We start from the raw sequence: 19,593 nt of genomic DNA, 5'->3' as shown, positions 1-19,593 counted from the left end.
GAACCTCTCCACTCAATGCTGGTGTGGTGAGGACGCCCAAGATCGAATATTGGTTGACCCCGAACAGTCACATTCTGATCACGAACAGAGAGGGTCAGGGGCGGCCGGTGCGGATGGTGTCGAGCCAGGCGGCGGCTTCGGTGAAGTCGGTGTCGCGGGTGCCGCGGCGGATCTCGGGACGGACCCGGTCGGCGCGGGCGTAGGAGCCGACGAAGCGGACGTCGGCGCAGACGCGGCGCAGCCCCATCAGGGCCTCGCCGACGCGGGCGTCGGAGACGTGGCCCTCGAAGTCCATCCAGAACAGGTAGGAGCCGAGACCGGCGCCCGTGGGGCGGGACTGGATCAGCGTCAGGTTGATGCCGCGCACGGAGAACTCGGTGAGGATCTCCAGCAGGGCGCCCGGGTGGTCCTCGCCGATGAACGCGACGACGGTCGTCTTGTCCATGCCGGTGGGGGCGGGCGGCGTGCAGGGACGGTGCAGGACGACGAAGCGGGTGACGGCGTCGGCGACGTCGTGGATGTCCTCCGCGAGCACCGACAGGCCGTAGCGGGGGGCGGCGAACGAACCGGCGAGCGCGGCGTCGTAGTGGCCGTCGGCGACGTGCTGGGCGGCCTCGGCGTTGGACGTGGCGGCGCGCCATTCGGCGGCCGGGACGTTGTCGAGCAGCCAGCGGCGGCACTGCGGCTGCGCGATCGGGTGGGACGCGACCGTCTTGATGTCGTCCAGCGCCGTCCCGGGCCGGACGAGCAGCGCGAACGAGACGGGCAGGTGGATCTCGCCGACGACCTGCAGGGGTTCGCCGGTGGCCAGCTCGTCCAGCGTGGTCGGGACGGAACCCTCCACGGAGTTCTCCAGCGCGACGACGGCGGTGTCCGCCTCCCCGGTGCGCAGCGCTTCGAGGACGGCCGGGACGGTCGAGTACGGGATGTGCTCGGCGTCCGCGGCGCCCGGCAGGGTGAGCAGCGCCGCCTCGGTGAACGTGCCCCGCGGACCCAGGTAGGCGTAGCGCGCTGGCCTGCTGTCTGCGGTCACGGGTCCCCCCCGGGGGCGTGCGGTGTCGTGGAAGGTGCCTCGAACACGAGGTGGGAAAGCAGTTTACTTCCCGGCGGGTAAAGGACGTCCGTCCGCGGCGGGACGGTGGCTCAGGCGGACGCGGACGTGCGGTCGCCGCTGCCGAAGTCGGGCAGCGGGTCGTCCATCGACACGACCGGGCCCTTGCCGAGCCGGGCCGCGCGCAGGGCGTGGCTCTCCTCGGGGGAGAGCCTCTCGACGGGGTGCCCGGCCTGGACGACCTTGGCGTAGGTCCGCGTCTCGGTCCGCCCGTTGATGGAGCTGACCACGACCCCGTCCCCGACCGAGTCGAGCAGGGCCAGGGAGAAGGACCGGAGTCCGGACATCTCTTTCAGGGCGTCGTAGTGGACGATGGCGACGTCGCGCACCGCGCGCTCGTCCACCGGTCCGCCGGCGACCTGAAGCCGGCGCCTGAGCAATTCCCCGCACTCGTCGGCGACCTGGTTGACCCGTTTGTGCGCGACCATCGCGATGGACAGCCCCGCAACGCCGGCGACCAGGCCCGCGACGGCCACCGCCACAAGCATCACAAAGCGAGCGTACCGACCTCGGCCTCCGGGCGCGAAGAGTCCCGCTGCGCCGTGTCCTGTTCGACGCGTTTCGCCAGCCAGAGGCCGAGGATGGCGATGGACGCCAGCGCGGCGATCCCGAACGAGTCGCGCAGGACCTGACCCCCGAATTCCGCCACCGCGGAGTGTTCCGGACCGATCCACGCACGTCCCCACCATGGAAGAGGGAACAGGAACAGGAGCCACAGGCCGAGCGCGAGAAGCCATCGCCGCGTGTCCCGGCCGTTACCGGCCAAGGCCCCGATCACCGCGATCATCCACACGAGGTGGTGGATCCATCCGACCGGGGACAGCACGACCGACAGCAGCCCGACGATCGCGACCCCGCCGAGGAGCAGGCTGGAGGAGTCGGCGGCGGTGTCCGCGGCGAGGGTGACGCGGCGGGCCCACCGGAAGCCGTAGCAGGCGACGAGCAGCGCGAGGGCGAGCCACACCAGCGTCCGGACCGGGCCCTCGTCGAAGATCCGCGCGACGATCCCCTGGACCGCCTGGTTGGTGGTGCCGTCCACCGCGCCCGTCCGGTCACCGCCCTGCAGCAGCGCGCCGAACCAGTAGCCGGACGAGTCGGCGGGCAGCAGCGCGAACCCGGCGAGCGTCGCGGCGGCGGCGGTGAGCACCGCGTTGACCAGCGCGTCCCGCCGGCCGGTGAGCAGGAAGTAGATGAGGAAGACGCCCGGCACCAGCTTGATCGCGACGGCGAGGCCGACCAGGGCGCCGCGCGGCCAGCGGGCCGTGCGGGCACAGCAGTCGGCGAGGCACATCGCCAGCAGGAACAGCCCGACCTGCCCGAAGCGGACCTGGTCGCGGACGGGGTCGAGCCACGCCATCGCCGCGACGAGCACCCCCATGGTGAGGGGCGCCCAGCGTCCGGTCCGGCGGATGAGGTCGCGGAAGGCGTACCAGACCACGATCACCAGCGAGACGTAGATCAGCCCCGTCCACAGCCACTGCGCGGCGCTCCAGGGCAGCAGGGTGAACGGGACGGCGAGCACGGCGGCGAACGGCGGATAGGTGAACGGCAGCAGTTGCGGCGGCTGGGTGAGGAAGTCGTACAGCGGCGCGCCCCGCAGGACGGCCAGCCCGCCCGTCCGGTAGACGTCCAGGTCGACGAGCCGCTGGTCGGGCGGGTTGGTCAGCCAGTGCGCGACGATCGGGATGACTGCGGCGACGGGGACGACGACCCCGGCGAGGAGGATGAGCCAGTGCGGGCGTCCGCCACGCGGATCGCCGGCCTGGTGCGCCATGGGACCGTCCACAGCCCGCAGGATATGGCCCCTGTGCGGTGATGCGGCTCTTGTAACCTGAACGCCATGACGCGCCGGGGGACGAAGATCGCCATGTTCGTCGCCGCCCTCGCCACGGTGCTGACCGGGCTTCTCGGGTGGTCCCCGGCAAGCGCCGAGGCCGCACCCGGCGGCGGACGGGTGGTGGTGATCGGGGTGCCGGGGCTGAGGTGGAGCGACATCAGCCCGGCGACGACGCCCGCACTGTGGGGGCTGACGGCGGCGGGCTCGGCCTCCGGGCTCAGCGTCCGGACGACACGCGTCAACACCTGCCCGACGGACGGCTGGCTGACGCTGTCGGCGGGGCAGCGGTCGCGGCTGCCGCACGGCGACTGCGCGCTGCCGTCCGCGCCGATCCTGCCCGGCCAGAGCTCCCCCACCGGGCCGCCGCCGCAGGGCGGCGCGATCGCCGCCGGCTGGCCGGCCATCAAGAGCGACAACGCGGGCACCAACTACCACGCCGAGATCGGGCTGCTCGGCGACGCCGTCCACAAGGCGGGCGGCTGCACGATGGCGGTCGGGCCCGGAGCGGTGTTCGGCGTCGGCGACGGCGGCGGGCGGGTGGACCGCTACGTCGCGTCCCCCGACAAGGTCACCGCCGCGGACTGGGGGCGCTGCCCGCTCACCGCGGTCGAGGTGGACGAGCTGTTCCGCGCCTACATCAACGCGGGCGTCGACCCGCACGGCGACCAGGTCCCGCTGTCGGACGCCGGGCGCGCCGACGCCGCGGCCGCCGCGGACCGCCGGGTCGCGCAGGTCGTGGCCGGTGTCCCGGCGGGCACGACGATCCTGGTGGCGGGGCTGTCCGACGTCGGCATCGACCCGCACCTGCGCGTCGCGATCGCGAAGGGCACCGGGTACCGGCCCGGCTTCATGACCTCCAGCGCCACCCGGCAGGAGGGCCTGGTCACGCTCACCGACACCACCGCGACCACGCTGAAGCTGCTCGGGCTGCCGCAGCCGAAGGCGGCCGTGGGGTCGGCGTGGAAGCCGCAGCCGTCGAAGGCCACCACGCAGGAGCGGGTCGACGCGCTCATGGACGAGGACGTCGCCGCGCAGGCGATCCGGGCCGTCCAGACGTCGTTCTACTGGGTGCTGTTCGCGACGCAGCTCGTCCTGTACGGGATCGCGGTGCTCGCCCTGCGGCGCCTTCGCGGCGACCGCCGCTCGCGGGCGCGCATACTCGGCGGCACCCGCGTGATAGCGCTGCTGGGCGGCGCGGTGCCGGGCGCGTCGTTCCTCGCCGGGCTGCTGCCGTGGTGGCGGGCCGACCATCCGACGGCCGTGCTGATCTGCACGGTGCTGGGCTTCGCGGCGCTGCTCACGGGGGCGGCGCTCGCCGGTCCGTGGCGGCACTCCATGGTCGTCCCCGGACTGGTGATCACCGGGGTGACGGCGCTGGTCCTCGCGCTGGACGTGATGACCGGGTCGAACCTCCAGCTCAACACCCTGATGGGGTACACGGCGCTCATCGCCGGCCGCTTCTACGGGTTCGGCAACCAGGCGTTCTCGCTGTTCGCCGTCGCCGCGATCCTCACCGCGGCGTGGCTGACGGAGTACCCGCTGCGCAGGGACCGCAAGCTCGTCGCCGTCGCGGTCGTCGCGGTCATCGGCGTGTGCACCGTCATGGTGGACGGGCTCCCCGCGTTCGGCAGCGACTTCGGCGGCGTGCTCGCGATCGTCCCGGCGTTCGCGATGCTCGGCCTGATGGTCGCCGGCAAGCGCGTCTCGGCGCCCAAGCTCGGGATCTTCTTCGTGGCCGGCGCGGCGCTCGTGCTGTTCATCTCGTACCTGAACGCGCAGAGCGCCAACCCGACGCACCTGGGCCGCTTCTGGCAGGACCTCGTGGCCGGGGACGCCTGGAGCGTCGTCACCCGCAAGTTCAACGCGATGCTGAACAGCCTCGGGTACTGGCCGTACACGCTCGCGCTCGCCGCCGCCATCGTGTTCCTGTTCTTCGTGCTGGCGCGGCCGACGCGGTGGCGGGTGTCGCTGCTGCAGGGCGCCTACCAGCGCAGCCTCACGATGCGCCCGGCGCTGATCTGCGCGCTGGCCGTCGGCGTCATCGGCACGCTCGTGAACGACTCCGGCGTGGTGATCCTGTCGGTGGCGTTCAGCCTGGCGACCCCGCTGATGCTCGCCGCCGGGGTCCGGTCGCTGGAGATGGATCTGCGGAACGCAGACACGCCGCCACCAGGGCCGTCAGAATCGCCAGGAGCGTCCACGGAATCACCGTCGGCCGAACGACGGTGAACAGCCACTCCAGGTCGTCCGGCAGCCGGATCCGGGTGGGCGCGCGGGCCGGCAGGTAGGCGAGGCTGAGCGCGGCGGTGTGCGCGAGCAGGATCCAGTCGATCCGCGTCCAGGGGAGCAGCGCCAGCAGCGCCCACCCGAACCCGTCGTACCAGGGCAGCGCGTAGGGGGCGACGAGGAGCCAGCCGAGGACGAGCGCGGCGGCGACGCGGCGGTGCTCCGCCTCCGGCCCGTCCTCTTTGGGCAGGGCCCGGACGAGCAGCAGGAACAGCACCAGCCCGAGCAGCAGCGCGCCCATCTTGATGACGCCGCGCCGGGAGCCGCGGCCGAGCGACTCGTCCAGCAGATGCCAGGGGGTGGCGAACGACACCATGTTGCTCGCCTCGCGGACCTGGTCGAGCACGTGCGGCCCGGCGAGCAGGTACGAGACCGCCGTGACGGCCGCGGCGCCGGCGGCCAGCGCGACGAGGCGGCCGAGCGACCGCCGGTCGTGCCGGCGCAGCAGCGTCCAGGCGGGGCCGCCCGCGACGAGCACGGCCGGAAGCTTGATCGCCGTGCCGATCCCGGCGAGGGCACCGGCGGCCAGCGTGCGCACCCATCCGGCCCGGCGCCCGAACACGGCCAGTGCGGCGACCATCGGCGCGATCGCGAGGACGTCGTTGTGCGCGCCCCCGATCAGGTGGAACAGCACCAGCGGGTTGCACGTCCACAGCAGCGCCGTGCGGAGCCGCCGCTCCCCGGTCCCGGACATCCGGTAGAGGATCAGCGCCGTCGCCGCGAACGCGAGCGTGTTCACCACCGACAGCACGAACACGGTCAGCCGCACGGACCCGCCGCCGAGCCACGCGGCGAACGCCTGCTCGCCCGTCGCGATCGGCCCGTACACCGACGGGGTCGTCCGCCACTCCTCGGGCGCCCCGGCGACCGGGTCCTTCGGCAGGTCGACGGCCCGCGTCGCGTACGGGTCGTGGCCCGTCGCCGCCATCCGCCCGTACGAGGCGTAGTTCAGATGGTCGGTGGACCCGACCGGCGGCATGCACATGAACGCGACGGCCGCGAGCAGCCCGGCGACGACCAGCGGCAGCGCCCGGACACGCCACCCCTTCCGGACGGCGGCAAAGCACAGCGCGAGCCCCGCCGTGCTCGCGACGACACCCGCGACGACCAGCCCGATCACCAGGTACGGCGACGGATGGACGGTCAGCGAGTACGGCGGCCGGCCGCGCCCGCCCCCAAGATCCGGCTCGAACACCGACGGGCCCAGCAGGGCGGTGCCGAGGAAGCAGGCGATGCCGGCCCCGACGCCCCACAGCCCGCCCGTCCCGAGACGGGTCACGGGCGGCTGCCGCGCACCCGGCCGAGCCGCCGGGCCACCGCCGGTTCGCGGACGGCGAGCGCTCTCGCCACGTCCCGGAACTGCCGGCCGCGGTGCAGCTGGGCGCGCCAGTCGGTGCCGGTGGCGCGGTGCGCGAGCGGCACCTCCACCTCCCGCACGCGGAAGCCCTGGCGCAGCAGGTCGATGGTGAGGGCCGTCTCCACGCCGAACCCGGCGGCGAGCGGCAGCGCCGCGTCGAACGCGGCCCGGGTCAGGCAGCGCTGCCCGTTGAGCGGGGCGGCCGGCTCCCAGCCGGTGGCGCGGCGGATGCCCTCGCGCGACAGCCGGACGACGAACCCGTGCCCGCCGAGCTTCACCGTCGTGGTGAACACCGCGATCGTCATGTCGGCGTCACCGGCCCGGACGGGCTCGACGAGCGGCGCGGCCTCCCGCGCGGTCTCGGCGAGATCGGCGTCGAGGAAGAGCAGGTGGCGGGGCTGGTCGCGGTCGTCGTCCAGCAGCCGGACGGCCTCGGCGCCGGTCTCCATCGCGGCGCCCTTGCCGCGGTTGCGGCTGTGCCGCACGACCCGCGCCCCGGCGTCGCGGGCCGCCCGTCCGGTGCCGTCGGACGAGCCGTCGTCGACCACCACGACCAGGCCGGCGCCGGGAAGCTCCTGCGCGGCCTTGACCGTGGCCGCGATGCGGTCGGCTTCGTCCTTGGCCGGGATGATCACCGCTAGGTCCTGCATATCCGCGATGGTAGCCGCGGACGGCCGCCCGGCGCGGTATGCCACGGCGAACCATTACTCACATGTTGACGCGGCGGTCCCCGGGAGTTTCCCCGCGGGGGCCGCCGTCCGGGCCGCGGGATCCGGTCGCCGGACGGTTCAGCCGACGTCCTGGACCGGTGCCGCCTCCCGCACGGTGAACACGGTGTCGAGCCCGGTGACCTGCAGAATCCGCTGCACGGCCGGGCGCGGGGCGGCGAGTTCCAGCGAGCCGCCCTGCTCCTTGAGCCGCTTCATCGCCGACAGCAACACGTTCATGCCCGTCGAGTCGCAGAACTCGACGCCGCTCAGGTCGACCACGATGCGGGTGACCTGCTCGCGGAGCAGCCCCGCGAGGGCCGCCTGCAGTCTGGGTGCGGTGTACAGGTCCAGTTCGCCGGTCGCCGTGACGACGGCGTGACCCCCCTGAGACGTGGTCGAGACATTTAGCTCCACGTCCGGCACACTATCTCGCGAACGGCGCAGGGGCCAGACCGTTCACCAAGTCCCACGTGGCGTGGGCGTTTCCAGGCGTGTCACCGCCCTTCCGGCCCTGCACGCTTTGATAACTACGGACGGTGATGTCCGTTTTCCGGGAGGGGGTCATCGCGTCCGCCGAACCTAGACGGTGAGCGGGAGACACACCTCGAAACGGCATCCGGGCCCGTCGTTCGCGACACCGATCTCGCCCGCGTGCGCCTCCACGATGCCGCGTGCGATGGCGAGGCCGAGGCCCGCGCCGCCGCCCGGGGTGCGGGCCGCCTCGCCGCGGAACGCGACGTCGAACACGCGCGGCAGGTCGTCCTCGGGGATGCCGCCGCACGCGTCGGCGACGGTCACCCGCGCCCGCCCGCCCCGGATCCCGCCGATGATCTCGACGGTGCCGTCGCTCGGGGTGTGCCTGATCGCGTTGACGACGAGGTTGCGGAGCGCGCGGCCGAGTTCACCCGCGTCGACCTGGACGGCCAGGCCCTCGCGCACGTCGCCGCGCAGCCGCACGCCCTTGGCGCGGGCCAGCACTTCGGCGCCCGCGACCGCCTCCGCGACCAGGTCGGCGAGACCGACGCGTTCGCGGGACAGGCGCAGCGCCCCCGCGTGGATGCGGGACAGCTCGAACAGGTCGTCCACCATCTCCGTGAGCCGCTCGACCTCGACGCGGATACGGCCGTGGTAACGCTGGACGGTGCGCTGGTCGGCGACGACCTCGTCCTCCAGGGCCTCGGCCATAGCGCGCAGTCCCGCCAGCGGGGTGCGCAGGTCGTGGCTCACCCAGGCGACCAGCTCCCGGCGGCTCGTTTCGAGGGCCTGCTCCCGCGCGTGTGACGCGGCCAGCCGGTCATAGGCGGCCTCCAGCTCGCGGGACAGCTCGGCCAGCTCCGCGGGGAGGCGCACCGGCGGTGGACGGAAACGGTCCGCACGGACGGCCTCCACGAGTGTTCTGTTGGCGGCGACCAGCCGCCGTCCGAGCAGCACCGACACCGCCATCGCGACCAGGCCGGCGGACGTCACCACCGCGAGGACGACCGACCGGTCATGGTCGTTCAGCAGCATCATGAACGAGATCACGAGGATGCCGGAGATCGTCGCCAGCACCGTCGCCGCGCCCACGACGATCAGCTGGGTGGCGACCGACCGTCCGCGCAGCCCGTAGAGGGCGCCGAGCGCGACCACCGCGACGACGAACGCGGCGAGCGCGGCGTAGAAGACGACCCAGAGGAGATCCTCGAAGGGGATCACCGGTCGTTCCCCACCGGCTCGTAGCGGTAGCCGACGCCCCAGACGGTGACGATGCGGCGCGGGGTCGTCGGGTCGTCCTCGATCTTCTCGCGCAGCCGCCGGACGTGGACGGTCACCGTGGAGGAGTCGCCGAACGTCCACTCCCAGACGCGTTCGAGCAGCTCGTCACGGGTGAACGCCTGCCGGGGGTGGCGGAGCAGGAAGGCCAGCAGGTCGAACTCGCGGGAGGTGAGCGCGAGCCGTTCGCCGCGCAGGCCCGCCTCGTGGGCGCTGACGTCCACGACGAGATCACCGTCGCGCAGCGGCCCGGACGGCCCGGCCGGAACCACCGCGCCGCGGGCCCGGCGCAGCACCGACCGGACGCGCAGCGCCAGTTCGCGCGGGCTGAACGGCTTGGTCACATAGTCGTCGGCGCCGGTCTCCAGCCCGGCGAGCCGGTCGGTCTCCGCGCCGAGCGCCGTCAGCATCACGATCGGGACGGCCGAGGTCTCGCGGAGCCGCCGGCACACCTCCAGGCCGTCCATGCCGGGCAGCATCAGGTCGAGGACGACGAGGTCCGGCGGATGGTCGAGCGCCCTGCGCAGCGCGGCCCGGCCGTCCGCCACGCAGACCACCTCGTGCCCGTCGCGGGCCAGGTAGCGGGCGACGACCTCGGCCACGGTCGGATCGTCATCGACCACCAGGACGCGTCCGGCGGGGGTCACCGAGTTCACCCCCTCACGCTAGGCCGCCCGTGCCGCCGCCGCTCGTCCCGTCACCACCCCGTAAGGAATCGATCACGGCGGGCTCATGACCTGGGCGACCTGCGTAACCGGATGATCACCGCTTTAATGGCCGGATGGCCCAGCCCCGTACCGCGACCCCCGTCGCCGGGATCATCGCCCTCATCCTCGTCGGCGGCGCGATCGCCACCGCCGCCGACGCGATCATGATGTTCATCGGCATGTACCAGACGGACGTGCTGGCGGACTTCCGGCGTTCGATGGGGTACTACGCGCTGATGTGCGTCGTCGTCGGCTTCCTCACCGCGATCGGGATCATGCTCACCCGCCCGCGCGGACCGGTCGCGCCCATCGTCGCGGCGATCTCCGCTCTGGTCGCGCTGTACGTGGGGAACCGGGCCGGCGACCTGCTGTACACCTTCACGCACGGATCGGCGCCGAGCGCGTACGTCATCGAGGTGCTGAAGCCGCACTTCAACACCTGGGACCTGATAGCGCCGCTGACGGCCGGGGTCATCGGCGGGCTGCGCGTCGCGATGGTCGCGGGCGGCCTCGCGCCCCCGCGGCCGTCCGGCCCGCCCTTCCCGCCGCCGGGCGGTCACGGCGCGCCTTACCGGCCCGCCCCAGGCCAGCCGCTGCCACCGCCGAGCCCGGGCCGGCCGCTCCCCGGGGAGCCCCCGTATCAGCCGTCGCCGTACCCGCCGCCGTACCCGGGGATGCCCCCTGAGAGCCCTCAGGGTGGGGCTCCGCCGAACGTCGGGGGTTGAGCAGGTCCAGGCTCGTCCCCAAGGGTGATGCCCTTTGACCTGGCCCGCGCATACGGTGGAGACATGGGTAAGACGATCCTGACCATCATCGGCGTGGTACTGGCGGTATGGCTGGCGATGACGCTCATCGGCGCCCTCGTCTCGATGCTGAAGTTCTTCTTCTTCATCGGACTCGTCGCCGTCATCGTGGTACTCGTCGTGACCGCCGTGTCCAAGATGTCCAAAAGCCACCGATAACTGGGGCGATTCCCTTGCCGGAGCACCGCCGGTGACCGCATGATGCCGGGATAACCAGGCGGTCATCGTCGAAGGGGACACACCGTGCCGGTTCTGACAGAGGTGCTGCGCGACCGCGCCCGCTCACATCCCGACCAGACCGCGTACCTCGCGGGCGACACCGAGATCACCTTCCGTGACTTCGACCGGCGCGCCGACCGGGTCGCGAACGCGCTGGCGGCCGCGGGCGTCGGACCGGGCGACCGGGTCGCGATCCTCGACAAGAACTCCCTCGAATACGCCGAGCAGATGTTCGGCGCGGCCCGGATCGGCGCCGTCCAGGTCCCGGTGAACTACCGGCTGGCGCCCGACGAGGTCGCCTACATCGTCAACAACGCGCAGGCGAAGGTCTTCATCGTCGGCCCCGAGTTCCTCCCCGTCCTGGACGCGATCGCCGACAAGCTCGAACACACCACCCACACGGTGGTCATCGGCGGCTCCGGCCACAACTACGAGGACTACGCCACCTGGGTCGAGGGGGCGTCCGACACCCGGCCCGGCCACACGCCCGACACGTCGGACGTGTTCGTACAGCTCTACTCGTCCGGCACGACGGGCCTGCCCAAGGGCGTCATGCTGACGCACGACAACTTCCTCGCCGCCCTGGCCGTGACCACCGGCGAATGGGACATCGACGAGTCGTCGGTGCTGATGGTCGCGATGCCGATGTACCACGTCGCGGGCAACGTCCTCACCGTGTCCGCCATCTACAACGGCATCCCGGGCGTCATCGCGCGTGAACCCGACCCGACCGCCATCGCCCAGGGCATCGAGCGGCACCGCGTCACGCACATCTTCCTCGTCCCGGTCCTGCTCCAGTTCATGCAGCTGATCCCGGAGGTCGCCGCCTGCGACCTGTCCAGCCTGAAACTCGTCCTGTACGGCGCGTCCCCCATCAGCGAGGACGTGCTGCGCGGCGCCATGCGGATGCTGCCGGACGCCGACTTCATGCAGGTCTACGGCCTGACGGAGGTCACCGGCGCGATCACGATGCTGCCCGCCGCCGACCACGACCCGGACGGCCCGAACACGCACCGGCTGCGCAGCGCCGGCCTCCCCAACACCAACACCACCCTCAAGATCGTCGACCCGGCCACCCAGGAGGAGGCGCCGCCGGGCCAGGTCGGCGAGATCCTCTGCCGGACCCCGCAGAACATGAAGGGGTACTGGGGGATGCCGGACGCGACCGCCACCGCGCTCTCCGCGGACAACTGGTTCCGCACCGGCGACGCCGGCTACCTCGACGAGGACGGCTACCTCTACATCCACGACCGGGTCAAAGACATGATCATCTCGGGCGGGGAGAACATCTACCCGGCCGAGGTGGAGAACGTCCTGATGAGCCACCCGGCCGTGTCCGACTGCGCGGTCATCGGCGTGCCGTCCGAGCGGTGGGGCGAAACGCCCAAGGCCCTGGTCGTGCTCTCATCGGACGTCCCCGAGCAGGAAATCATCGACTACTGCCGGGAGCACCTGGCCCACTTCAAGTGCCCCAGCTCCGTCGAACGCCGCGACCAGATCCCGCGCAACCCCACCGGCAAAATCCTCAAACGCGAACTCCGCGCCCCCTACTGGCAAGGCGAAGACAGGGCAGTGAATTGAGTTTATTGCGTCGCCCTCGGCGTCGGGCCTTGGCGGCCCTCCTTCAACGGGCAACGCGGCGATCGCTGGCATCGCTTCGACTCGCCTGGCGGCTCGCTGCGCGATCAGGTTCTCGCTTCGCTTGAACCTGCCTTCGGACGCGATCGCAACGCGGCGGGTCGCTGCGGGGCTGAGGCTAAAGACAGCGTGCCTTCCGGTCCTCGCATGGCTGGGGAGCGAGGGCTGATGTCGTCACGTTCTTTATTGCGTTGCCCTCGGCGTCAGGCGCTGGCGCGCCCTCCTTCAACGGGCAAAGCGGCGATCGCTGGCATCGCTCCGGCTCGCCTGGCGGCTCGCTGCGCGATCGCAACGCGGCGGGTCGCTGCGGGGCTGAGGCTAAAGACAGCGTGCCTTTCGGGCAGCGCGTGGCTGAGGCGCGGGCTGATGTGGTCACGTTGTTTATTGCCTTGCCGCCGGGGTGGGGTTTGTCGCCTTGGTCCCGGTGGGGTTGTCAGCGGAAGTGGATCACCGCTGACATCGGGCGGTGGTCCGACGTCTTCGTGCGGGTGGGGGGGACGCTGCAGGAGACGGCGGCCGACTTGGTGATGAAGAGGTAGTCGGTCTTCTGGACGGCGGTCCCCTGCCAGTTCTGCTGGGTCATCGCGCCGGTCCGGGACGTCCCGGTCTGGTCGCATTCGGCGTACGCGTGGTACAGCGGGTCGAGCGCGGGGCTGTCCGGGTTGTCGGCGAAGTCGCCGCCGAGGAGGACGCGGCCGTGGCCGGCGAGAGTGGCGAGGGCGCGGGCCTCCTTGGTCCGCCACGTACCGTCCTCGGACGTGCTGAGCTGCGTGACGCACACCCGGGTCGTCCAGGACGGGACCTCACCGCACAGGGCGGTGCGGGTCCGGCCGGCGGGGGCGGGGAGCTTGGCCTGGCGGGGCTCGGTGAGCGGAGCGTCGGCGCCGATCGCGACCCCGATCTTGCCCTGGCCCCGCGCGCAGTCGCCGGTCGCCGGGGCGAACGCCCACGTCCACTTGGCGAAGGTCTTCTTGAAGGCGCGCACGTGCCCCTCGCAGACCTCCTGGAGGAGGACGGCGTTCGGCCTGACCTTGCGTCCCCCGACCTCGGTGGCCTGCATCCGCGCGGTGATCTGCTTGGTGAGCCGCTCCGGCGCGGCGCCGGACGGGCATTCGGGGCCGCCGCAGACGTTCCACGTCAGCGCGTTGACCGTCACGGCGGCGGGGCGTTCCGCGGCTCCGTCGGCGTGGGCGGGGCCTCCGCCGCCCGGCAGGCCCTCGATGCTGGCGCCGGTGGCGGCCGCGGTGACGACCGCGGCGGCGGCGCCGACCGAGAGCAGAGGGATCAGGGCGCGGGGGGATCGCACACGTTCTCCATTATTGGGGCTGTCTGCGGGGATGATGTCGAAATCTCACCACATCAAGATCGCATCCGCCAGCGATTCGCGACCACTCGGTCACCCGACGGACGGATTCGACCCCACGCAAGACTAGAGGGGCCCGGCGGATGCCCCCGCCGGGCCCCTCGCCGCTAGTCGAGCAGCGCGGTGACCGTGCCGGCGCCGACCGTCCGGCCGCCCTCGCGGATCGCGAACCCGAGCCCCTCGGTCATCGCGACCGGCCGGCCCAGTTCGACGGCCATCTCGACGGTGTCACCGGGCAGCGCCATGCCGCCCTCGCCGAGGTCGACGCCGCCGACCACGTCCGTCGTGCGGAAGTGGAACTGCGGCCGGTACCCGTGGAAGAACGGCCTGGTCCGTCCCCCCTCGGCAGCGGTCAGCACCCGGACCCGCGCCCGGAACCGCAGGTGCGGCCGGATCGCACCCGGCACGCTGATCACCTGCCCGCGCCGGACCTGGTCCCGCTTGACGCCGCGCAGCAGCATGGCGGTGTTGTCGCCGGCCTGCGCGTGGTCCATCGTCTGCCCGAACGTCTCCAGCCCCGTCGCGACGGTGCCGAACGTCTCGCCGAGCCCGACGACCTCGACGGCGTCCCCGACCCGGACCGAGCCCCGCGCCACGACCCCGGTCACGACGGTGCCGCGCCCGGTGATCGTGAGGACGCTCTCGACCGGCATGAGGAACGGCTCGTCGAGGACCCGCCGCGGCACCGGCACGTACGCGTCGATCGCGTCGAGCAGGTCGACGATGCGGGCCGTCCAGTACGGGTCGCCCTCCAGCGCCCGCAGCCCGGACACCCGCACGATCGGCACCTCGTCGCCGGGGAACCCGTACTCCGAGAGCAGGTCCCTGATCTCCAGCTCGACCAGGTCGAGAAGCTCGGTGTCCTCGACCGTGTCGGCCTTGTTCAGCGCCACCACGATGTACTCGACCCCGACCTGCCGCGCGAGCACGATGTGCTCGCGCGTCTGCGGCATCGCCCCGTCCTGCGCGGAGACCACGAGGACGGCCCCGTCCACCTGCGCCGCCCCGGAGATCATGTTCTTCACGTAGTCGGCGTGCCCTGGCATGTCGACGTGGGCGTAATGCCTGGTCGCGGTCGCGTACTGGACGTGCGCGACGTTGATCGTGATGCCCCGGTCGCGCTCCTCGGGGGCCCGGTCGATGCGCTCGAACGGTACCGCGGACGCCAGCCCGCGCTCGGCGAGCACCTTCGTGATCGCCGCGGTCAGCGTCGTCTTGCCGTGGTCGACGTGCCCCATCGTCCCGATGTTGACGTGGGGCTTGTCGCGCTCGTAAAGCCGCTTGGCCATTGGTCTCGTCCTCACTGATGGATCCGGTGAGAACCCGTGCGCGTACGCGCATACCTGGAACCACCCCCCTCCGCTGGTTCTCCGGAGGCGGGACGGAGAGGGGTCAGCCTCGGTCGCCGTCGGATGCCGAGAAGGCAGCCGGCACCGCGCTCAGCAGGTCGATGCCTGCGAGCGTCCGGGCGCCGGCTGCGAAGAACATGCCACGGACATTACGGCCTGGACGGGCCGGAGTCGACCGGTTTTTCCGCCCGGTGAAGCGGTGACCGGGGCGGCCGGTCACCGCTTCCGGGGGGTCAGCAGTTGCCGGGCTCCGCGTTCGGCCCCGGTGTGGGCGCGTGGTCGACGATCGCGGTTCGCAGCAGGGCGCTGGAGGCCGTGACGGTGCCCGGGGCGCCCAGGGGGTTGCCGCTTTCGGTGATGACCGTGCGGGTGCCGAGGAAGCGGTGGGTCGTACGGTCGAAGATCAGTTCGTCGCGGACGCCGTCCTGGGTGCGGGTGACCGCGACGCCGTGCCGGCCGGCGGCGTCCACGGCGTCGGTGCGCAGCCGGACACCGGGGATTTCGGCGATCGCGCGGTACAGGGCCGCGCGCACCCGCGGCGGCGCGGGACGGTCGATGAGGTCGGACGCCGCGCTCCACATCCGCTCGCCCCGGGGGCCCTCGCCTTCGCGGGCGAGCAGGCGGAGCAGGGCGTCGGGGTCGGCGGGCAGGCCGCCGAGGTAGGGGCGTTCGATCGGCGGCGCGGCCGGGCAGGGCCCGAGGGTGATCTCGCCGTCCGGCGGGAGCTGCTCGCCCGGCCCGGGCCGGATCGAGTTCCGCTGCCGGACGAGCCCGGTCGCCGCGCCCTCGACCGGCAGCCAGGTCTCGGTGCGGATCCGGTACCAGCGGCCGGTGCCGCCGACGCGCCGCCGGTCCACGGTCTCCTGGTAGACGATCTGGCCGGGGCCCGGCGTGGGGTCATGCGCCGTCTGGTCGGCGGCCTGGGTGAGGACCGCGGCCACGTTGCCCATCGGGCGGGCCGGGGTGTCCCGGCCGCTCAGCACGGCCACGGCCAGGACGCCGCCGCAGGTCGCGGTGGCGAGCCCGGAGACCAGAATCGGCCGCCACGGCGCCTGCCGCCGGGCGGCGCCGCCGAGCGCGCGGCGCCGCCACTGCCGCTCGGCGCCGGTCACGTCGATGTCCTCGGGCACCTCGGAGCGCAGCCGCTCCACCAGCTTCAGTTCATCCATTCTGGGGCTCCTCGGTCGGGACGGGAGAGGCGGCGTCGCCGAGCGCGCGGCGGAGTTTGGCGCGAACCCTGTTCATGCGGGACCGGACCGTCCCGGCGGGGACGCCGAGCGCCTCGGCGACCTCGTCGTAGGTCAGTCCGGCCCACGTCACCAGCAGCAGGACCTCGCGTTGCGCGGCGGGCAGCGCCCGGGACCGGGCACCGGCGTGGACGCGGCTCTCCACCGCGTCGGTGAACGGCTCGGTGACCGGGTCCACGCCGCCGCGCGCCAGCGCCCGGAGCGCCCGCACCTCGGCACGGCGATGCCGCCTGGTCAGGTTGGACGCGATCCCGTACAGCCAGGGCCGCGCGTCCGGGCGCGACAGGTCGTAGCGGGACCGCCGGTCGAAGGCGACCAGGAAGGTCTCGGCGACGACGTCCTCGGCGGCGTCCCGGCCGAGGCGCCGCGTCACGTACCGCAGGATCACCGGCGCGTGCCGGTGGAACAACTCGGCGAACCTTTCGGGCTCGGCGCGGGACGCGGCGATCAGGGACGCGTCGTCCTCCCCGGAATCGGGCGAGGACCGGGGTGGCGAGGACCGGCTCATCGACGGCATGGTGTGGCCTCTCGGTCGCGGACGGATCATTAGCCGTTGCCCGACCGTCCGGCCACGGGTCCCTGGAATTTACGGGCCGTCCGCCGGGAGGCGCAGCAGCGTCCACCCGACGGCCGCGCCCGCGAACTGGAACGCGGCGATCGCCAGCACGAGCCCGACGGGCCCGATCGCGCCGGCCGCCGCGGCGGTCAGCGCGGCCCCCAGCGCCGACGCGCCGATCTTGAGGCTGCCCGCCGTCGTGTTGACCTGGCCGAGCCGGTCGGGCGGCGACTCGCGCTGCCGGAGCATCAGGGTGGCCGCGAACACCGGCCCTTCCGCGATCCCCGCCGCGACGAACGCCGCGGTCGCCCACGGCACCGACGGTGTGACGGCGAGGGCCGCGAGCGCCGCCCCGAACGCGACGAGACCGGCGAGCATGACCGGCTCGGCGTGCTTCGGCGTCAGCCACCGGCTGGACGCGAGCGACCCGATGAGCGACCCGGCCGCGAGCGCCACGAGCAGCCGTCCGCCCGCGCTCGGTGCGGCGCCGATGTGCTCGGCCAGCAGCACCGCCGTCACCGCGATCCCGCCGAACCCCGTCCAGGCGAGCGTCGTCGCCGCGGTCAGCGCCCGGAGCACCCGCCCTTCGGCGAGCACGACCAGCCCGCCCGTGATCATCGAGCCGACGCCCGCCCGCCCGCGCGCCTCCACCTCCGCATCGGGGCCGGGGAAGGGGAGGAGCGGCAGCGTCAGCAGCCCCACGACCCCGACGGCGACCACGGCGGTCCCCGCGTACCCGCCCCCGGCCAGTGCGGCGAGGGCCGCGGCCAGGCCGGGTCCCGCGATGCCCGCGAGGTTGTAGCTGGACGCCTCCAGGCCGTACGCACGCGAGAGCCGTCCCGCCGGGACGAACCGGGGCAGCAGGCTGGTCAACGCGACCACGATCGGCTCGGTGCACCCGATCACGGTCGCGACCCCGAGGGCCAGCACGAGCGGCGACCGCCCCGCCGTCGCCAGCAACACCCCGGTCGCGACCGCGTAGCAGGCGGCAAGAGCGACGGCGACGCGACGCGGACGCCGTACCCGGTCCAGCACGTTGCCGATCACCGGACCGCTCAGCACGTACGGCAGCGTCATGGCGGTCTGCAGGTACCCGGCGGTGGCGGCGTTCCCGGTCCGCGCCTGGACGGTCAGGACCAGGGCCGTCGCGACGCCCTCCGCCGACACCCGCAGCATCGTCGCCGACGCCAGGTGAAGCGGCAGCGCCCTGATGATCACCCGGGCATGGTGGCATAGGTCCGCCCGCTTAGACTGCGGAAGGTGACGGCAGGGATGAAAGCACACGAGCACCGGGTCACCAGCGAAGTCGGACGGCTGCGGACCGTCCTACTCCACCGTCCCGGCGCGGAACTGAAACGGCTCACCCCGCGCAACACCGACAAGCTGCTGTTCGACGCGATCCCGTGGGCCGCCCGGGCCCAGGAGGAACACGACGCGTTCGCGGAGGCCCTCCGTTCCCGCGACGTCGAGGTCCTCTACCTGACGGAGCTGCTCCAGGACGCGCTGGAGTACGAGGAGGCGCGCGAGCAGGCGATCACCGACGCCACCACCGACCTGCGCCTCGGCGACCAGCTACGCCGCGTCGTCAAGGAGTACCTGCGCGCACTCGACCCCGAGGACCTCTCCCACACCCTGATCGCCGGCCTCGCCCACGAGGAGCTCAAGGCGGGGCACGGCCTGGTCTACCGGCTCATGGACCGGCTCGACTTCATCATCGACCCCCTGCCCAGCCTGCTGTTCACCCGCGACAACAGCACGTGGATCGGCGACCGCGTCGCGGTGACGAGCCTCGCCATGGACGCCCGGCGCCGCGAATCCGCCCTGACCGGTCTCATCTACGCGCACCACCCGCGCTTCGCGGGCGTGGAGCCGGTGTACTCGCCGTCCCTGGAGCACGTCGAGGGCGGGGACATCCTCCTTCTGGCGCCGGGCGTGATCGCGGTGGGCACCGGCGAGCGCACCACTCCCGCGGGCGTGGAGCGCCTGGCCCGCCAGGCCATCAACGCCGGGCTGGCGCACACCGTCCTCGCCGTCCCGATCGCCCAGGAACGGGCGACCATGCACCTGGACACCGTCTGCACCATGGTCGATGTGGACACCGTCGTCATGTACCCGCCGGTGGCGCACTCCCTGATGGCCCACACGGTCACGCTCACCAACGGTGACCTGCGCGTCTCCGAGCCCCGCCCGTTCCTTGAAGCCGCCGCCGCGGCGATGCGCCTCGACCGCCTCAAGGTGATCGACACGGGCCTGGACCCGGTGACCGCCGAGCGCGAGCAATGGGACGACGGCAACAACACCCTCGCCGTGGCCCCCCGCCTCTGCGTCGCCTACGAACGCAACATCGAAACGAACGCGCAACTGGAGGCGTCCGGCATCGAGGTGATCCGCATCAGCGGCAGCGAACTGGGCTCCGGCCGAGGCGGCCCCCGCTGTATGTCCTGCCCCCTACTCCGCGACGCCATCTAACCCACCCAGCCCACCCCACGCCGGTCATCTTGATGAACGCGATACCGGACGCGGCGAACGCACCGATCACAATGAGGAACAGCAGTACGGCGCCGGCGATCGAGCCGACGCGCCGGTTTCCAAGGCGACGGCGGCGCGACGAGAAACACGCGCACCCACCCCAGCCGCCGCCCCCAAGCCACGCGACAA

At 72.7% G+C, this 19,593-nt stretch carries 17 protein-coding genes and 1 pseudogene; 5 read left to right on the top strand and 13 right to left on the bottom strand.

Going from position 1 to position 19,593, the window contains the following annotated elements:
- Positions 1-94: 94 nt before the first annotated feature.
- The 3 genes from pheA to AF1_RS22730 form a co-directional block, all read right to left on the bottom strand.
- The gene (gene pheA / locus AF1_RS22740) at positions 95-1,033 is read right to left on the bottom strand and encodes a prephenate dehydratase (RefSeq protein ID WP_067802868.1); all 939 of its coding nucleotides are present in this window, start codon (positions 1,031-1,033) and stop codon (positions 95-97) included.
- A 110-nt stretch (positions 1,034-1,143) separates the two neighbouring features.
- Positions 1,144-1,599, bottom strand: a complete 456-nt coding sequence (locus tag AF1_RS22735) for a DUF4446 family protein (RefSeq protein WP_084263235.1) — start codon at positions 1,597-1,599, stop codon at positions 1,144-1,146.
- Positions 1,599-2,897, bottom strand: coding sequence for a glycosyltransferase 87 family protein (locus AF1_RS22730; RefSeq protein WP_242608559.1), 1,299 nt, complete (start codon positions 2,895-2,897; stop codon positions 1,599-1,601). The genes AF1_RS22735 and AF1_RS22730 overlap by 1 nt, the downstream gene beginning before the upstream one ends.
- Positions 2,898-2,951: 54 nt before the next feature.
- On the opposite strand from AF1_RS22730, the gene AF1_RS36525 reads away from it, so the two are divergent.
- Complete coding sequence (locus tag AF1_RS36525; protein ID WP_067802859.1) at positions 2,952-5,177, top strand: hypothetical protein; 2,226 nt, start codon at positions 2,952-2,954, stop codon at positions 5,175-5,177.
- A 178-nt stretch (positions 5,178-5,355) separates the two neighbouring features.
- Here AF1_RS36525 and mptB read toward each other — a convergent pair.
- From mptB to AF1_RS22705, 5 genes and pseudogenes are all read right to left on the bottom strand, one after another.
- A pseudogene (gene mptB / locus AF1_RS36520) lies at positions 5,356-6,213 on the bottom strand (polyprenol phosphomannose-dependent alpha 1,6 mannosyltransferase MptB); the annotation flags it as partial.
- Positions 6,214-6,509: 296 nt separating this feature from the next.
- The gene (locus AF1_RS22720; RefSeq protein WP_067802855.1) at positions 6,510-7,241 is read right to left on the bottom strand and encodes a glycosyltransferase family 2 protein; all 732 of its coding nucleotides are present in this window, start codon (positions 7,239-7,241) and stop codon (positions 6,510-6,512) included.
- A gap of 138 nt (positions 7,242-7,379) precedes the next feature.
- Positions 7,380-7,715 carry an STAS domain-containing protein gene (locus AF1_RS22715; protein ID WP_067802899.1) on the bottom strand — a complete coding sequence of 112 codons (336 nt, stop codon included), beginning with the start codon at positions 7,713-7,715 and terminating at the stop codon, positions 7,380-7,382.
- Between the two features lie 165 nt (positions 7,716-7,880).
- Positions 7,881-8,996: a sensor histidine kinase gene (locus AF1_RS22710; RefSeq protein WP_067802853.1), complete on the bottom strand. Its 1,116-nt coding sequence runs from the start codon at positions 8,994-8,996 to the stop codon at positions 7,881-7,883.
- Positions 8,993-9,709, bottom strand: coding sequence for a response regulator (locus tag AF1_RS22705; RefSeq protein ID WP_067802850.1), 717 nt, complete (start codon positions 9,707-9,709; stop codon positions 8,993-8,995). The genes AF1_RS22710 and AF1_RS22705 overlap by 4 nt, the downstream gene beginning before the upstream one ends.
- 125 nt (positions 9,710-9,834) lie before the next feature.
- Between AF1_RS22705 and AF1_RS36515 the strand changes: the two genes are divergently transcribed.
- The 3 genes from AF1_RS36515 (at position 9,835) to AF1_RS22695 (ending at position 12,363) form a co-directional block, all read left to right on the top strand.
- Positions 9,835-10,485, top strand: a complete 651-nt coding sequence (locus AF1_RS36515; protein ID WP_084263229.1) for a hypothetical protein — start codon at positions 9,835-9,837, stop codon at positions 10,483-10,485.
- A gap of 63 nt (positions 10,486-10,548) precedes the next feature.
- Positions 10,549-10,722, top strand: a complete 174-nt coding sequence (locus tag AF1_RS35290; protein ID WP_165488296.1) for a hypothetical protein — start codon at positions 10,549-10,551, stop codon at positions 10,720-10,722.
- A gap of 84 nt (positions 10,723-10,806) precedes the next feature.
- The gene (locus tag AF1_RS22695; protein ID WP_067802847.1) at positions 10,807-12,363 is read left to right on the top strand and encodes a long-chain-fatty-acid--CoA ligase; all 1,557 of its coding nucleotides are present in this window, start codon (positions 10,807-10,809) and stop codon (positions 12,361-12,363) included.
- Positions 12,364-12,853: 490 nt separating this feature from the next.
- On the opposite strand, the gene AF1_RS22690 is transcribed toward AF1_RS22695, so the two are convergent.
- From AF1_RS22690 to AF1_RS22670, 5 genes are all read right to left on the bottom strand, one after another.
- Complete coding sequence (locus AF1_RS22690) at positions 12,854-13,726, bottom strand: endonuclease/exonuclease/phosphatase family protein (RefSeq protein WP_067802843.1); 873 nt, start codon at positions 13,724-13,726, stop codon at positions 12,854-12,856.
- Positions 13,727-13,890: 164 nt separating this feature from the next.
- Positions 13,891-15,072: an elongation factor Tu gene (gene tuf / locus AF1_RS22685; protein WP_067802839.1), complete on the bottom strand. Its 1,182-nt coding sequence runs from the start codon at positions 15,070-15,072 to the stop codon at positions 13,891-13,893.
- A gap of 293 nt (positions 15,073-15,365) precedes the next feature.
- Positions 15,366-16,301 (bottom strand): CU044_5270 family protein, encoded by a 936-nt coding sequence (locus AF1_RS22680; RefSeq protein ID WP_067802836.1) that lies wholly within the window; start codon positions 16,299-16,301, stop codon positions 15,366-15,368.
- Positions 16,294-16,887 (bottom strand): RNA polymerase sigma factor, encoded by a 594-nt coding sequence (locus AF1_RS22675; RefSeq protein WP_306303179.1) that lies wholly within the window; start codon positions 16,885-16,887, stop codon positions 16,294-16,296. Before AF1_RS22675 ends, AF1_RS22680 begins: the two co-directional genes overlap by 8 nt.
- Positions 16,888-16,965: 78 nt before the next feature.
- Positions 16,966-18,153, bottom strand: a complete 1,188-nt coding sequence (locus tag AF1_RS22670) for an MFS transporter (protein WP_067802830.1) — start codon at positions 18,151-18,153, stop codon at positions 16,966-16,968.
- A 54-nt stretch (positions 18,154-18,207) separates the two neighbouring features.
- Here AF1_RS22670 and AF1_RS22665 point away from each other — a divergent pair, with 54 nt between their 5' ends.
- Positions 18,208-19,404, top strand: coding sequence for an arginine deiminase (locus AF1_RS22665; RefSeq protein WP_067802826.1), 1,197 nt, complete (start codon positions 18,208-18,210; stop codon positions 19,402-19,404).
- The last annotated feature ends 189 nt before the right edge of the window (positions 19,405-19,593 follow it).

The organism is Actinomadura formosensis NBRC 14204 (assembly GCF_001552155.1).
In the GTDB taxonomy this organism is placed as follows: domain Bacteria; phylum Actinomycetota; class Actinomycetes; order Streptosporangiales; family Streptosporangiaceae; genus Spirillospora; species Spirillospora formosensis.
This window is presented reverse-complemented; position numbering and strand designations above follow the sequence as displayed.